At 66.2% G+C, this 15981-nt stretch carries 12 protein-coding genes; 6 read left to right on the forward strand and 6 right to left on the reverse strand.

Going from position 1 to position 15981, the window contains the following annotated elements:
• The first annotated feature begins 32 nt into the window (after positions 1-32).
• Complete coding sequence (locus tag BP26_RS0125225) at positions 33-1529, forward strand: DNA-3-methyladenine glycosylase 2 (RefSeq protein ID WP_211255049.1); 1497 nt, start codon at positions 33-35, stop codon at positions 1527-1529.
• Between the two features lie 142 nt (positions 1530-1671).
• Positions 1672-2208 carry a methylated-DNA--[protein]-cysteine S-methyltransferase gene (locus BP26_RS0125230; protein ID WP_051749476.1) on the forward strand — a complete coding sequence of 179 codons (537 nt, stop codon included), beginning with the start codon at positions 1672-1674 and terminating at the stop codon, positions 2206-2208.
• Positions 2209-2245: 37 nt separating this feature from the next.
• Here BP26_RS0125230 and cynS read toward each other — a convergent pair whose 3' ends face one another.
• From cynS to BP26_RS0125245, 3 genes are all read right to left on the reverse strand, one after another.
• Positions 2246-2689, reverse strand: a complete 444-nt coding sequence (gene cynS, locus BP26_RS0125235; RefSeq protein WP_029923321.1) for a cyanase — start codon at positions 2687-2689, stop codon at positions 2246-2248.
• Between the two features lie 73 nt (positions 2690-2762).
• Positions 2763-3929: a CmpA/NrtA family ABC transporter substrate-binding protein gene (locus BP26_RS0125240; protein ID WP_211255050.1), complete on the reverse strand. Its 1167-nt coding sequence runs from the start codon at positions 3927-3929 to the stop codon at positions 2763-2765.
• Positions 3930-3951: 22 nt separating this feature from the next.
• The gene (locus BP26_RS0125245; RefSeq protein WP_029923323.1) at positions 3952-4527 is read right to left on the reverse strand and encodes an ANTAR domain-containing response regulator; all 576 of its coding nucleotides are present in this window, start codon (positions 4525-4527) and stop codon (positions 3952-3954) included.
• A 312-nt stretch (positions 4528-4839) separates the two neighbouring features.
• Between BP26_RS0125245 and BP26_RS0125250 the strand changes: the two genes are divergently transcribed.
• The 4 genes from BP26_RS0125250 to BP26_RS0125265 are packed head-to-tail and all read left to right on the forward strand — an operon-like array spanning position 4840 to position 13119.
• Entirely contained in the window at positions 4840-6228 is a 1389-nt protein-coding gene (locus tag BP26_RS0125250; RefSeq protein ID WP_029923324.1) for an MFS transporter, read from the forward strand.
• Positions 6229-6268: 40 nt separating this feature from the next.
• The gene (nirB, locus tag BP26_RS0125255) at positions 6269-8818 is read left to right on the forward strand and encodes a nitrite reductase large subunit NirB (protein ID WP_029923325.1); all 2550 of its coding nucleotides are present in this window, start codon (positions 6269-6271) and stop codon (positions 8816-8818) included.
• Positions 8815-10395 (forward strand): nitrite reductase small subunit NirD, encoded by a 1581-nt coding sequence (gene nirD / locus BP26_RS0125260; RefSeq protein ID WP_029923326.1) that lies wholly within the window; start codon positions 8815-8817, stop codon positions 10393-10395. Before nirB ends, nirD begins: the two co-directional genes overlap by 4 nt.
• A 12-nt stretch (positions 10396-10407) precedes the next feature.
• Positions 10408-13119 carry a nitrate reductase gene (locus tag BP26_RS0125265; protein ID WP_029923327.1) on the forward strand — a complete coding sequence of 904 codons (2712 nt, stop codon included), beginning with the start codon at positions 10408-10410 and terminating at the stop codon, positions 13117-13119.
• 473 nt (positions 13120-13592) lie between these two features.
• Here the strand turns inward: BP26_RS0125265 and BP26_RS29960 are convergent, their stop codons facing one another.
• The 3 genes from BP26_RS29960 to mobA form a co-directional block, all read right to left on the reverse strand.
• Complete coding sequence (locus BP26_RS29960) at positions 13593-13763, reverse strand: hypothetical protein (RefSeq protein WP_157572768.1); 171 nt, start codon at positions 13761-13763, stop codon at positions 13593-13595.
• A 281-nt stretch (positions 13764-14044) separates the two neighbouring features.
• Entirely contained in the window at positions 14045-15262 is a 1218-nt protein-coding gene (locus tag BP26_RS0125270; protein WP_051749479.1) for a molybdopterin molybdotransferase MoeA, read from the reverse strand.
• Positions 15259-15858, reverse strand: a complete 600-nt coding sequence (mobA, locus tag BP26_RS0125275; RefSeq protein WP_029923329.1) for a molybdenum cofactor guanylyltransferase MobA — start codon at positions 15856-15858, stop codon at positions 15259-15261. Before mobA ends, BP26_RS0125270 begins: the two co-directional genes overlap by 4 nt.
• Positions 15859-15981 lie beyond the last annotated feature (123 nt).

Genomic DNA, 15981 nt, shown 5'->3' on the forward strand with positions numbered 1-15981 from the left:
GCGCCGGCTACATGTCCGGAACCGCCCGTCACATGTCCGAAAACGGCGAGACCTGCTTCCCCGACGGGCATAGACTGCCGCCCATGCATCTCGACTCCGACCTCTGCTACCACAGCCTCAACGCGCGCGATTCGCGCTTCGACGGCCAGTTCTACGTCGGCGTGACCAGCACCGGCATCTACTGCCGCCCGATCTGCCCGACGCGGGTGCCCCGACGCGACAACTGCCGCTTCTTCGCCAATGCCGCCTCGGCGGAGCAGCAAGGCTTCCGGCCCTGCCTGCGTTGCCGCCCCGAACTCGCACCGGGCAAGGCGCCGATGGACAACGTCGGCCGGGTCGCCGCGGCGGCGGTGGCGCGCATCGAGGCCGGGGCGTTGAACGATGCCGGCTTCGACGCACTGGCGGCGGAGATGGGCTTGAGCGGGCGCCAGTTGCGCCGCTCGATCGAGCGCGAATACGGCGTGACGCCAGTGGAGCTGGCGCAGACCCGCCGCCTGCTGCTGGCCAAGCAATTGCTGACCGAAACGCAGATCCGCATCACCGACGTGGCCTTCGCCAGCGGCTTCTCCAGCCTGCGCCGCTTCAACCACCTGTTCCGCACCCGCTACCGGCTCAGCCCCACGGACTTGCGCCGCGGCAAGCCGGTCGTCGCCGGCGGCGATACGGTGACCCTGCGCCTGGCCTACCGGCCGCCGCTGGACTGGGAGGCCTTGATGGGCTTCCTGGTCGGTCGCGGTGCTGCCGGCGTCGAAGCCATCGATGGCGAGCGTTACCTTCGGGCGGTGCGCATCGGCACATGCGCCGGCTGGATCGCCGTGGCGCCGCTCAAGAGCGAGGCCGCCCTGCGCGTCGATGTTGCGGTGAGCCTGCTGCCGGTGCTGACCCCGCTGCTGGCGCGGCTGCGCCGCCTGTTTGACCTCGATGCAAACCCGCAGGCCATCCACGAGCATCTAAGCCGGGATGTCCGCCTGCGCCCCTCGTTATCACGCCGGCCGGGCCTGCGTGTGCCGGGTGCATTCGATGGCTTCGAACTGGCGCTGCGGGCGGTCCTGGGGCAGCAGATCAGCGTCAAGGCGGCGACTACGGTGTTCGGGCGTTTCGCCAAGGCCTACGGCGAAACGGTGCAGACGCCGTTCCCGGCCTTGCTGCATACCGGACCCCGTGCGGCTTTGATCGCCGATGCCAGCCTGGAGGAGCTTGCGGCGTTGGGCCTGATGCGGGCCCGTGCCGTCACGGTCAGTGCGTTGTCGCGGGCGGTATGCGACGGTACGGTACGGCTGGAGCCTGGCGTGGCCCCGGAGCAGGCCGCGGCGGCATTGAAGGAACTGCCGGGTATCGGCGACTGGACGGCGCAGTACGTGGCGATGCGCGCCCTGCGTGATCCGGATGCCTTTCCGGCGTCGGATCTGGGAATTTACCGCTCGCTCGGCGTGTCCAAGCCGCGCGACGCGCTGGCGGCGGCGGAGTCATGGCGGCCCTGGCGCGCTTATGCGGTGCTGCACTTGTGGCTGGGATACGGAGGAGGGTGAGCCGGGCAAGGCGAATGTACGGTGGACATTCGCCCCGGCGAACGCCCGGCCAGGGATGGCCGGGCCGGGATCTCAGGTAATGACGAGGTCTCGCCATGGATGGCCTTGATGCTGGTATTCAAAAAAGGAGTTTGGCCAAACGATGACTGCGACTCAGTACTTCAGCAGCATGGCCAGCCCGGTAGGCGAATTGCTGCTGCTTTCCGATGGCGACGGCATCACCGGCCTGTACATGCAGAAGCACGCACACTGGGACGGCATGCAGCCGCACTGGCGCCGCAACGATGCCTGCCTGCGCCATGCGCGGACGCAGCTGCGTTCCTATTTCGCCGATGAACTGAAGCGATTCGACTTGGAACTGAACCTGCAAGGTACCGAGTTCCAGGTCCGCGTGTGGAACGAATTGCTGAACATTCCGTTCGGCGAAACCATCAGCTACGGCGAACTGGCGCGGCGCATCGGCCAGCCCAGCGCCTCGCGGGCGGTGGGCCTGGCCAACGGCCGCAACCCGGTTTCCATCATCGTGCCCTGCCATCGCGTGCTGGGCAGCAACGGCAAGCTCACCGGCTACGGCGGCGGCCTGCCGCGCAAGCGCTGGCTGCTCGACCATGAACGCGGCGTGCCGCGCACCTGGCTGGCCCTGGGTTCGATGGAAGCCCTTGAGGGCGAAATTCCGTAGCAAGGCGGCGAGCGGCGCCTTGGCGGGGAACGCAGACTCAGTAAGTCTTGTACGACAGGAATTTCCCGCTCATCACGATATTGACCCGATCACCCTTCGGATCGGTTTCGCGGGTCAGGTCCATCTTGAAGTCGATGGCGCTCATGATGCCGTCGCCGAATTCTTCGTGGATCAACTCCTTGAAGGTGGTGCCGTAGACGCTGACCAGTTCGTAGAAGCGGTAGATCAATGGGTCGGTCGGCACCGCCGTGGGCAGCGAACCCTTGTACGGCACCACCTGCAGCCAGGCGATCTCATTCTCGTCCAGCCCAAAGATCTTGCCGACGACCTTGGCCTGCTTCGCATCGAGCGTCATCTGGCCGAGGCAAGCGGCCGTGACCCACTCCTTGCTCAGGCCCACCTTCTTCGCGACCTCGGCCCATTTGATGCCCTTGCTGACCTTGGCATTGATGATCTTGCGGGTGACGTCGTTGCGATCCATGCGGGTGCTCCGTCAGATGAGATTGGGAAGGAATTGGCAATAGTCTTGGGCAGAGGGATTGGCGAGGTTGATGTCATGCCTTGATCGCAAAGTGGTCCAGATACGTTTCCGGCTTCGTCGGATCCCAGACCACCCCGTCGAACAGCGTTTCGGTCTTCAGGGGGCTGGCCGGCACCGCGATCCCCATGGAGCGGGCCACGTCGCTGTACAGCTCGATCTGGTTCACCTGCTTCGCCACCGCCAGGTAATCCACATCGTGTCCCAGCAGGCCCCAGCGCCGCTGCTGCGTCAGGAACCACATGCCGTGGGACAGATAGGGGTAATTGACCTCGCCGCCGTTGAAGAACTTCATATGGTCGGCTTCCTGCCATTTGCGGCCCAGGCCGTTCTCGTATTCGCCGCGCAGGCGGCCGGCGATGACCTCCGTCGGCGCATCGACGTAGGCGGCGGCGCTGATGACGCGGGCGACATGATCGCGGTTGGCCATGGTGTCGATATAGCGTGATGCCTCGAGTACGGCACGGATCATGGCCCGTGCGGTATTCGGATACTTCTCGACGAATTCCCGCGTCGTGCCCAGCACCTTTTCCGGATGGTTGCGCCAGATCGCCTGGGTCGTCGTCGCGGCGAAGCCGATGCCTTCCTGGATGGCGCGGGCGCCGCCCCAGGGTTCGCCGACGCAATAGCCGTCCATATTGCCGGCGCGCATGTTCGCCACCATCTGCGGCGGCGGCACGGTGATGATCTTCACGTCGCGCAACGGGTCGATGCCGGCGGCGGCGAGCCAGTAGAACAGCCACATGGCGTGGGTGCCGGTCGGGAAGGTCTGGGCGAAGGTGTAGCTGCGTTCCTTGCGGTCGAGCAGTTTCTTCAGGGATGGGCCGTCGACTGCGCCCTGCTCGCGCAACTGGTTGGAGAGGACGATGGCCTGGCCGTTGTGGTTGAGTCCCATCAGCGCCGCCATGTTCTGCCGCGGGCCGCCGATGCCGAGGTGCACGCCGTAGACCAGGCCGTAGAGCATGTGGGCGGCGTCGAGCTCGCCCAGGGTGACGCGGTCGCGGATCGCCGCCCAGCTCGGCTGTTTCGACAGGGTCACGTCCAGGCCGTACTTGCTGAACAGGCCCAGTTCCTGCGCCATCACCACGCTGGCGCAGTCGGTGAGGGCGATGAAGCCGATCGTCACCTTGCTCTTTTCCGGCGCCTCTCCGGTCCCGGCCCTGGTTGGCTGATGCGGATTCATCGCTGGTTCCTTGTTGTTCATGTCAGCCCGCCGTTCCGCGCTCGGCCAGCAGCCTGGCCAGTTCCGCGATCTTCATGCCGCGTTCCATCGCCATGCGGCGCAGCTGGTGATAGGCCTCTTCTTCCGTCATGTGCATCTCCTGCACCAGCCGGTACTTCGCCTTGTCGATGAGGCGGCGGTCCTGCAGCGCCTGTTGCGCCTCCTGTAGTTCGCTGGCCAGGCTGCGCTGATTCTGGAAGTGGGCCATGGTGACTTCGACCAGGGAGCGCAGCAGCACCGGCGAGATGCCGTCCACGGCATAGGTGCTGATGCCCAGCCTTGCAGCATCGCGCACCAAATCGGTGTCCGTGGACTCGCTGAGCATCAAGATGGGGCGCGGGAAGCGCTTGCCGAGGATCGCCAAGCCTTCCAGGGTATCGCGGGAAGGAGAGTCGGCGTCGATCAGGATGGCATCCGGCTTGAGGGCTTTCACAGCCCCATGCACATCGTCGGATTCCGCCACGATACCCGCCACCTCAAAGCCCGCGGCCGCCAGCGCCTGCGCCAGTTGTTCCGTGCGCTCGGATTGCGCGTCGATGATCAGGACTCTGGCGGCCATGCACTAACCTGGCGCCGGGGGAGGGAAGCGCCGCAATGGTGCAGCAAGGAATGTGCCCCGGCCGGATCAAAGTGGCACGCTGCTTGCTCAATAACTCCCGTGTTCCATTTCCGCGCAAAGGCGCGGGAGCCCAACGGCGGGTTCGGGACGCGAAATTCTAGAGAGTCTTGGACAAAGGCGTCCGTCTGCGCGCAAGCGCGGCGAGACGTCTTTTTTTTTGGCCGCTCGGCCGGCACGCCTCACCGGTCCTCGGCAAACACAAGGCAGTTCGCTGCTGCGTGTCGGGTGGATGGTCAACAACTAGGAGTACAGATGAAACAGGTCATAGCCTCATTGAAAAGCGGCAACTGGAAAGCACTCCTGGCGTGCTTCCTCTACTTCGACACCGGCTTCACCGTGTGGGTGATGCTGGGTCCCCTGGCGCCCTTCATCGGCAAGGACATCACCATGACGCCGGCCGCACAGGGCTTCCTGGTGGCGGTACCGGTGCTGTCGGCGGCGATCCTGCGCGTGACGCTGGGCAATCTGTTCCAGTCGCAGGACGGCAAGCGTCTGGCCCTGATGGGTATCCTGCTGTCGGCGATCCCCTCGGTGTTCCTGCTGTTCCCCGGCGCGCCGTCCTACACCACGCTGCTGGTGCTGGGCGTGTTCCTGGGCGTCGGCGGCGCCAGCTTCGCCGTGGCCCTGCCGATGGCGGGCAGCAACTACCCGCCGAAGGTGCAGGGCCTGGTGCTCGGCCTCGCCGCCGCCGGCAACATCGGCGCGGTACTCGATGGCTTCATGTTCCCGGGCCTGGCACAGGCTTACGGCTGGCAGCATGCCACCGCCGCGGCGCTGCCGCTGCTGGCACTGACCGCCGCTGCGGTGATCTTCTGGGCCAGTGACCTGAGTGCGAAGAGCGGCAAGGGGGCACAGGCCTTCGCCGGATTTGCCGTGACCCTGGTTGGCTTGATCGGGCTGGTGCTGCTGGTGAATGGCGGCTACCTGGGCCAGGGCAAGACGGGCCTGCTGCTGCTGCCGCCGATCGGCGCGGCCCTGGCCATCGCGGTGCTGCCGCAGCGTTACCGTGCGGTGCTGGCGGAGCGCGACACCTGGGTGATCATGCTGGTCTACAGCATCACCTTCGGCGGCTTCGTCGGCATGTCCTCCTATGTCAGCACGCTGGTGACCAGCCTGTGGGGCATGTCCAAGGTCGATGCCGGCCTGATGATGGCGGGCTTCGCCTTCACCGGCGCCATCGTGCGCCCGTTCGGCGGCTGGCTCGCCGATCGCGTGACCGGCGTGCGTGCGCTGCTGGTGCTGCTCACCGGCATCTCCCTGCTCGACTTCACTTTTGCCGTGGTGATGCCGCCGCTGGCCGGCGGCGTGGTGCTGCTGTTCTGCCTGTATCTGTGCTTCGGCCTCGGCAACGGCAGCACCTTCCAGCTGGTGCCGCATCGCTGGAAAGGCAAGACCGGCGTGATGACCGGCATCATCGGCGCCGCAGGCGGCATCGGCGGCTTCTACCTGCCGGTGATCATGGGCATCGCCAAGGAAAGCACCGGCAGCTACCAGATGGGCTTCGCCACCTTCGGTGGAATCTCCGCTGCGGCGCTGGTGCTGGTAGTGGTGCTGCGCCAGGAATGGCTGACCTGGGCGGTGGTGGATCACAGCGCCGGGCCGAGCGATGACGGCATGCAGGGCGCGGTTCACGCCGAGTAAGCCTGCCGTCGAACTCTTCAATTCAAATCGCCGGATGGAAATGGAACGGAAAAAGATAGTTGTCGTCGGTAATGGAATGGTCGGCCACAAGCTGCTGGAGCAGCTGGTGGCACAGACCGATGCCGCCGTCGAAGTCACGGTGTTGTGCGAGGAGCCGCGGCCGGCTTACGACCGCGTGCACCTGTCGGAATTCTTCGCTGGCAAGAGCGCCGATGAGCTGTCGCTGGTAACACCGGGCTTCTTCGAGGAGCACGGCAACCTGCTGCTCAAGCTCAACGCCAAGGCGGTGCAGATCGATCGCGCCGCCAGGACTGTGACGACGAGTGCCAGTGAAATCCTGGCCTACGACAAGCTGGTGCTGGCCACCGGCTCCTATCCCTTCGTTCCTCCGCTGCCGGGCAAGGACCGGCCGGCTTGTCTGGTCTACCGCACGATCGAGGATCTGGAGGCGATCGCCGCCGCCGGCCGCGAGTCCAAAGTGGGTGTCGTGGTCGGCGGCGGATTACTCGGGCTGGAAGCGGCAAAGGCGTTGAAGGACATGAACCTGACCACGCACGTGGTCGAGTTCGCGCCGCGCCTGATGGCGGTGCAGGTGGACGACGGCGGCGGGCGCATCCTGCGCCGCAAGATCGAACAGCTCGGCGTCACCGTGCATACCGGCAAGAACACGCAGGAGATCGTGGATGGCGAGAACTGCCGTCACCGCATGAAGTTCGCCGATGGCAGCTTCCTGGAAACCGATCTGATCCTGTTCTCCGCCGGCATCCGTCCGCGCGACGAGCTGGCGAAGCAGGCCGGGCTGGCAATGGGCGAGCGCGGCGGCATCGTCGTCGACGAGGCCTGCCGCACCAGCGATCCGGATATCTACGCCATCGGCGAGTGCGCCTTGTACCAGGGCCGCATCTACGGCTTGGTGGCGCCGGGCTACCAGATGGCGCAAGTTGTTGCCGATCAGTTGCTCGGCAAGGAAAGCGCGGGCTTCACCGGTGCCGACATGAGCACCAAGCTCAAGCTGATGGGCGTGGACGTGGCCAGCCTTGGTGACGCCCACGGCGCCACCAAGGGCTCGCTGGCCTACAGCTTCATCGACGAACGCCAGCAGATTTACAAGAAGCTGGTGGTGAGCGACTGCGGCAAGTTCCTGCTCGGCGGCGTGTTGGTGGGCGAGGCCGAGGACTACGGAACGTTGCTGCAATACATGCTCAACCGCATGCCGCTGCCGGAGCGGCCGGAGTCGCTGATCCTGCCGGCGCTGGACGGCGCGGCCAAGCCTGGCCTGGGCGTGGGCGCGTTACCGGCGGCTGCGCAGATCTGCTCCTGCAACAATGTCAGCAAGGCGGCGATCTGCGCCGCCATCGACGAGGGCGCCACCACGCTGGGCGCACTGAAGAAGTGCACCAAGGCGGCTACGTCCTGCGGTGGCTGCGGGCCATTGGTGACGCAGATCCTCAAGTATGAATTGACGGCTCGCGGCGTCACCGTCAGCAACCATCTGTGCGAGCACTTCCCGCATTCGCGCCAGGAGCTGTATCACCTGGTGCGGGTGGAGAAGATCCGCACCTTCGACGACTTGCTGAGCAAGCACGGCAAGGGCCGTGGCTGCGACATCTGCAAGCCGACAGTGGGCTCGATCCTGGCTTCGTGCTGGAACGAGCACGTGCTGCAGCCGCGCCACGCCAAGCTGCAGGACAGCAACGACTACTACCTCGCCAACATCCAGAAGGATGGTACTTACTCGGTGGTGCCGCGCGTGCCCGGCGGCGAGATCACCCCGGACAAGCTGATCGCCATTGGCGCAGTGGCGAAGAAGTACGGCCTTTACACCAAGATCACCGGCGGCCAGCGCATCGACCTGTTCGGAGCGCAGGTGCATCAGTTGCCGGCGATCTGGCGGGAACTGATCGCCGCCGGCTTCGAGTCCGGCCACGCCTACGGCAAGGCGGTACGCACGGTGAAGTCCTGCGTCGGCAGTACCTGGTGCCGCTTCGGCGTGCAGGACAGCGTCGGCTTTTCGATCGAGATCGAAAACCGCTATCGCGGCATGCGCTCGCCGCACAAGCTCAAGTTCGCCGTGTCCGGCTGCACCCGCGAGTGCGCCGAGGCGCAGAGCAAGGATGTCGGCATCATCGCCACGGAAAAGGGCTGGAACCTCTATGTCTGCGGCAACGGCGGCATGAAGCCGCGCCATGCGGAGTTGCTGGCGTCCGACCTCGACAAGGAAACCCTGGTCCGTTACGTCGACCGTTTCCTGATGTTCTACGTGCGTACCGCCGACCGCCTGCAGCGCACCTCGGTATGGATGGAAAACCTGGAAGGCGGTCTGGATTACCTGAAGCAGGTCGTATGTGAGGACAAGCTCGGCATCGCCGCGGAACTGGAAGCGGAGATGCAGCACCTGGTCGATACCTACGAGTGCGAGTGGAAGAAGGCGGTGAACGACCCGGCGACGCTGCGGCGCTTCCGCACCTTCGTCAACAGCGACGCCGGCGACAACAACGTGGTGTTCGTCGAGGAACGCGGGCAGATCCGCCCGGCCACCGAGGACGAGCGCAGCCTCGCCCGCAATGCACTAGAAAAGGAAGCGGCATGACTGGCGGTCGCATCTTATGGCGCACGATCTGTGCGCTGGAAGAGATTTGGCCGGACTCCGGCGTGGCCGCGCTGGTTGGCACCGAGCAGGTGGCGATCTTCCGCCTCGGTGAATCCGAGGATGTGTACGCGCTCGGCAATCACGATCCGTTCAGCGAGGCCAATGTGCTGGCGCGCGGCATCACCGGCGACCTCGGCGGCGAACCGGTGGTGGCCTCGCCGGTGTACAAGCAGCATTTCCGCCTGCGCGACGGCGTCTGCGTCGAGGACGCAGCGGTGTCGGTGCCGATCTATCCGGTGCGGGTCTACAACGGCGCGGTGCAGCTGGGCGTGACCGTGGCGGCCGCGCCGAGCGAGAAGCGGCAAAGGCTGGTGATGATCGGCAACGGCATGGCCGGCATGCGGGTGATCGAGGACCTGCTGCGCATTGCGCCGGATCTGTACGACATCACCATCTTCGGCGCCGAGCCGCACGGCAATTACAACCGCATCCTGTTGTCGCCGGTGCTGGCGGGCGAGAAGCGTTTCGAGGATATCGTGCTGCACGACCTGGCCTGGTATGCCAGGCAGGGCATCACCCTGCATACCGGCGATCCCGTGGTCTCGATCAATCGCACCAAGCGGGTGGTGCGCACGCGCAGCGGCATCGAGGCCGGATACGACCGCCTGCTGATGGCGACCGGCTCCACGCCGAACCGCCTGCCGATTCCGGGCAAGGACCTGCCGGGAGTGATCACATTCCGCGATGTGGCGGACGTAGGCTTGATGATGGATGCCTCGCGCGCGCAGCGTCATGCGGTGGTGATCGGCGGCGGATTGCTCGGGCTGGAAGCGGCCAACGGCCTGCTGCTGCAAGGCATGGATGTCACCGTGGTGCACGGGCTCGAGATCCTGATGGAACGGCAGCTCGATGCCTATGCCGCCTCCCTGTTGCGGCGCTCGCTGGAGAGCCGCGGCATCAAGTTCGTGCTGGGCGCCAAGACCGTTGCGGTGGAAGGCGAGGAGCGGGCCACGGCGCTGCGCTTTGCCGACGGCAGCAGCATTCCGGCCGACCTGGTGGTGATGACCGCCGGTGTGACGCCGAATGCGGCCCTGGCCAAGGAGGCTGGGCTGCAATGCGGGCGCGGCATCCTGGTCGACGATACGCTGCAAACCTACGATCCGCGCGTCTATGCGGTGGGCGAGTGCGTGCAGCATCGCAACGCGACGTATGGGCTGGTGGCGCCGCTTTGGGAGCAGGCACGGGTCTGTGCGGCCCACCTGGCCGGCTTCGGCCATCTGCGCTACGGCGGCTCGGTGGTTTCGACCTCGCTCAAGGTCACCGGCATCGAGTTGTTCTCGGGCGGCAACTTCGCCGGCGGCGAGGGCTGCGAGGTGCTGATCCTGCGCGATCCGGAAGCCGGCATCTACAAGCGCGTGGTGCTGAAGGACAACCGGGTCTGCGGTGCGCTGCTCTACGGCGACGCCCGTGACGGTTCCTGGTACCTGGAACTGATGAACGAGAAGCGCGATGTCGGTCCGCTGCGTGATCGGCTGCTGTTCGGCCGCGCGTATGCCGACGTGCAGGTTGCGGCCTAGTCCGCCGCGTTCATGACCATGACCGAGCCGGTGCCGGCAATCCGCACCACCTGTCCCTACTGCGGAGTCGGCTGCGGCGTGCTGGCCACGTCGCGCGCAGACGGCAGCGCCACCATCGCCGGCGATCCCGCGCACCCGGCCAACTTCGGCCGGCTCTGCTCCAAGGGTTCGGCGCTGGGTGAAACGGTATCCTTGCATGGGCGGCTGCTGCATCCGCATATCCGCAGCCGTATCGGCGGCCGCGACGCCGCCTTCCGCGACGAGCAGGTGAGCTGGGACGAGGCGCTGGATTACGTGGCCGAGAAGTTCGGGCGCATCATCGAGCGGCATGGCCCGGACAGCGTGGCGCTTTACGTCTCGGGCCAGTTGCTGACCGAGGATTACTACGTCGCCAACAAGCTGGTGAAGGGCTGGTGGGGTACCGCCAACATCGACACCAATTCGCGGCTGTGCATGTCATCGGCGGTGGCGGGGTACAAGCGCGCCTTCGGCGAGGATGTGGTGCCGTGCAGCTACGAGGACCTGGAAACGGCCGACCTGATCGTGCTGGTGGGTTCCAATACCGCCTGGTGCCATCCGGTGGTGTATCAGCGCATCGTCGCCGCGCGCGAGCGCCGGCCGGATCTGAAACTGGTGGTGATCGATCCCCGGCGCACCCCGACCTGCGACATCGCCGACCTGCACCTGCCGCTGCGTTCCGGCTCCGACGTTGCATTGTTCAATGGCCTGCTGGCCTATTTGAGTGCGCAAGGGAAGGCCGACCAGGACTTCATCGCGGCGCATACGCAGGGCCTGGACGCGGCGCTACGCGCCGCCATCGACGGCGGCGATGTTGCCGCGGTGGCGCTGGCCTGCGGCATCGAAGCCGGGCTGCTGGGTGAATTCTATGCGCTGTTCGCCGCCACGGCGCGGACGGTGACGATGTTCTCGATGGGCGTGAACCAGTCGGGCAGCGGCACCGACAAGGTCAACAGCATCATCAACTGTCACCTCTACACCGGGCGTGTCGGCAAGCCCGGCGCCGGACCGTTTTCCATCACCGGCCAGCCCAATGCCATGGGCGGGCGCGAGGTCGGCGGCCTGGCCAATATGCTGGCCGCACATATGGACCTGGACAACGCGCAACATCGCGACCGGGTGCGCGCCTTCTGGAACAGCCCGCGCATCGCCGACAAGCCGGGATTGAAAGCGGTCGACCTGTTCGAGGCGATCGGCCAGGGCAAGGTCAAGGCGGTCTGGATCATGGCCACCAATCCGCTGGTGAGCCTGCCCGATGCCGACCGCGTACGCGAGGCGCTGCAGCGTTGCGAACTGGTGGTGGTGTCCGACTGCGTGGCCGATACCGATACCGCCAAGCTGGCGCATGTGCTGCTGCCGGCGGCGGCCTGGGGTGAAAAGACCGGCACGGTCACCAATTCCGAGCGCTGCGTTTCCCGCCAGCGCGCCTTCCTGCCGCTGCCTGGCGAAGCCCGGCCCGACTGGTGGGCGATCTGCGAGATGGCGAAGCGGCTGGGCTATGCCGAGGGTTTCAACTTCCGTTCGGCGCACGAGATCTTCCTCGAGCATGCGCGCCTGTCGGCGTACGAGAATGATGCAACGCAGGGCGATGCGCGCGTGTTCAACCTGTCCGGGCTGGAAAATCTCAGCGATCTCGAATACGACGAACTGAAGCCGGTGCGCTGGCCGCTGGCGCCGGAGCGGCAGGTTTCGGGCGAACTGTTTCCGAAGATGCGTTTCACCACGCCGGATGGCCGCGCGCGCTTCGTGCCGACCGTGCCGCGCCTGCCGGCACATGCGCCGGACGAGAAGTATCCCCTCGTGCTCAACACCGGCCGCATCCGCGACCAGTGGCACACCATGACGCGCACCGGCCGGGCGCCGCGGCTGACTGCGCATCGTCCGGAGCCGTTCGTCGAGGTCCATCCACAGGACTTGCTGACGTATGGCCTGCGCGACGGCGAACTGGCGCGCATCTCGACGCATTGGGGCGCGGCGGTAGCGCGGGTCAACAGCAGCCGCGAGCAGCGGCGCGGTAATCTATTCCTGCCGATCCACTGGAGCGACGCCTTCGCCGCCGATGCGCGCACCGGCGCGCTGGTCAATCCGGTGGTGGACCCGGTTTCCGGCGAGCCGGAATTCAAACACACGCCGGCGCAGATCGAGCCCTTCAGCGTCGACTGGTACGGCTTCCTGCTGGTGCGCCGCCCGGTGGAAATCACGGACCTTGCGTATTGGGCGCGCTCTTCCGGCACGCAATTCCAGCGTTACGAATTCGCCGGTCGCGGCCGCGACCGTGACTGGTCCGCCTGGGTGCGGGCGCGGCTGGCCGGGGCGGGCGAATGGCTCGACTATGCCGATGCCTCGGCCGGTGCCTACCGCGCGGCGCGCATCGACAACGGGCGGCTGGAAGCCTGTGTCTTCGTATCACCGCGTCCGGATCTGCCTGAGCGCGAGTGGTTGGGAGCCTTGTTCGCCAAGGAATGTCTGGGTGCAGGGGAGCGCGGCAGTCTTCTGGCCGGGCGGCCTTCGCTCGATGGTGATACCGGGCCGACGGTTTGCGCCTGCTTCGGCGTCGGCCGGCGCACCTTGCAGAGGGCTATTCGCGAACATGGCTGCACCACGCCCAAGCAGCTTGGGCAACGGCTCAAGGCAGGGACCAATTGCGGGTCCTGCGTGCCTGAGTTGCGGCGGCTGATCGAGGAGTCGCTGGTTCCGGCGGAGTAGGGTTGCTTCCGTAGTCTGCCGACCTCGGGGAACAGAACGCGACAAAACCTCCATGCGTGCCATGCGTGCCATGCGTGCCAAGGTTTTTTGTTGGCACGCATGCGACCGGTGGGGGGGCGTTTACGGGGCGGTCATTTCCCGGTTTCAATGCTCTGAAGTCTCCTCGCGGGTGCCATTCCTGTGGGGCGCCGGTGATCGCTTCCGGATGCCGGAAATTGATCGAAGCGGAGCTCGGCCTCAGCTTCCGCTGCCCGGCCAGTAATGCCTCCCGCTCCTCTGGCAACGAACAAAGACCTCGACAGGGTCACACAGGCGAGGGGCAGGTGCGGATCCGGAGACAAAGCAGGCTGAACACGAGCGATGGATTTTTCGAGCCTGGCCGGATCAGGAATAAAAAAAGGGGCGGACCGTGCGGGTCCGCCCCCATAGGCCTGCAGATGCAGGGAGGAGTGATTCGGTTTCGCCAGCCCGTTTCAGCGCCGGGCCGGTTGGTGCAGACGGGATTGTCCTTGGCGGATATAGATCGCCGCCGGCACCGCTTTCCGCTGGCGCCGCCAAGCAAGGGCATAAACGCATTCCGAGGCGATCACCGCCAGCGCGGTCGCCACGAGAAATCCTGAAAAAGCATCGATGTAGTGGAGCATGTCTGATCCTCAGAAGCTTTGGCCCATGCGATCCATCGGCTATGTCGCGGTCGAATTCCGATGATCCCGGCACAAAGTTTCCAGCAAACGCCGCTGCGGCGGTATCGGTACTTTCCGAAATACAGCTGCGGGAAGTACATAGTTGTTCAGATCCACGACTCCAGCGACGACAATCGGCGTAGTCCGCTTTGCGAGGCTGCAAGTCGGGGCAGGTCAATGCGCGGATCGCCGGGTTGTTGAAGGCGCACGGGCCGAGCGGACGCCGATCGCAGTCCCGCGAGTCAGTCGGGCAGTGCGGTCCAGCGCAGCACGGTTCCCGCGGCGCAGTCGCCGTCACCGAGCGGCACCCAGGCCAGCACCTGGGCCGAGGCCAGGTTGCTGAGCATGTGCGAGTCCTGCTTGGGCAGGGGGTGCAGCAGGGCGGTGCCGTCTTCCGCATGGTCCAGGCGCATGCGCAGCAGGCGCACGCGCTGCGCATCACGCTCGACGGTTTCCGCCAGGCGGGCGTGGTTCCAGGCCGGGCCGGGCTGGGCGAGGCCTTCGAGGCAGTCCAGCGCGCGGCGTACGTGCAGCGCCAGGCTGATCAGCACGGCGCCGGGATTGCCGGGCAGGGCGAGGTGGACGCGGTTCCTGTGCACGCCGAAGAAGAGGGGCTTGGCCGGCTTCTGCGCCACTTTCCAGAAGACGCGGCGCATGCCCAGGGCTTCGGCGGTGGCGGGCAGGAAGTCGTGGTCGCCGACGGAGGCGCCGCCAGCGCTGATGACCAGATCGGCTTCGGCGTAGGCGCGTTCCAGCACGGTCTTCACCACGGCGGCATCGTCGAGGACATGTTCGACCACCGGCGGCGGATAGCCCCAGTGCTGGAGCACGGCGCCGATCATGGGGCCGTTGCTGTCGTGGATCTCGCCGGGCCGGAGGGTGGCGCCGACCGGGCGGATCTCGTCGCCGGTGATCAGTACGTGGATGCGCGGCAGGCGCGTGACGCGCACATGGTGCAGGCCGGCGTTGATCAGGGAGGCGAGCAGGCCCGGGGTGACGCGCTGGCCGGCAGCGGCGATGAAGGCGCCCTGCTTCAGCTCCTCGCCGCGATAGCGCACGTTCTTGCGCGCGGCGAAGGGCTCGGTGAAGACCAGGGTGTCGCCGTCGAGGGTGACGCGTTCCTGCGGGATCATGGTGTCGGCGCCGGGCGGCATGGGCGCGCCGGTGAGGATGCGGGCGGCCGTGTGCGCGGACAGCGCCGCCAGGTGTTCATGGGTGCCGGCCGGGAGATGCACGGCGACGGGCAGGCGTACCGGCGCGGCCGTGCCGGCGGCGGCGATGTCGGCGGCGCGGAAGGCGTAACCGTCCATGGCGCTCTGGTCGAAGCGCGGCAGGTCGGTGGTGGAGTTTTGTGCTTCAGCCAGCACGCGGTTCAGCGCCTGCGTCACCGGTACCGTTTCGGCGGGCAGGGCGCGCAGGTTCTGCGCGTAGCTGGCCAGTGCGTCTTCGAGTGAAATCATGTGAGGTCTTTCCTTTGACGCAGTTGCTGTTCGGCCGCGGCCCATTCTTCCGGCGTGTTGAGGCTCCAGGCCCAGTGCGGCCAGTCGGAGCAGTCAGCTTCCGCGACGCGATAGCGGGCCTGCCAGCGGCGGGGGGCATCGCCGCCGTTGTCCAGATAGTCTTGTAAATCAGGCAGCAGGCGGCGCGGCAGCAGGCAGCATAGCGGCTGGCGGCCGGTGCCGTCGTTGACCACGGCCAGGTCGGCGCTGTCGCGTTGCAGGGCGTGTTGCAGGCGTTGCAGCAGGTCGGGCGGCAGCAGCGGGGCATCGCCCGGAGTGCACAGGGCCCAGTCGGTGTTGCTTGCCGCCAGGCCGGCGGCGATGCCTGCGAGGGGGCCGCGGCCCTTGTAGATCCCGTCGTCGACGACGGGCAGGCCGTAGGTGGCGTAGGTTTCGTGTTGACGATTGGCGACGATGACTACCGCTTCGATCTGGGGCTGTAACTGTTTGAGGACGTGTTCAAGCAGGGGCTGGCCGAGCAGGGGGTGCAATGGCTTGTCGAGGCCCTGCATGCGTTCGCCGGCGCCGCCGCAGAGGATGATGGCGGTGGTGGGCATCTATTGCGCTTCCTGACTCGTTTTCTGGAAGGGCATCGCGAATTGGCTTGTCGCCGGGGATAGCGAAGCACCGGCCCCTCCCTCGATACAAATCGCTTCGCGATTCACTCGGGACATTCGGAA

Origin of the sequence: Nevskia soli DSM 19509 (assembly GCF_000711955.1) — a bacterium.
Lineage (GTDB): Bacteria > Pseudomonadota > Gammaproteobacteria > Nevskiales > Nevskiaceae > Nevskia > Nevskia soli.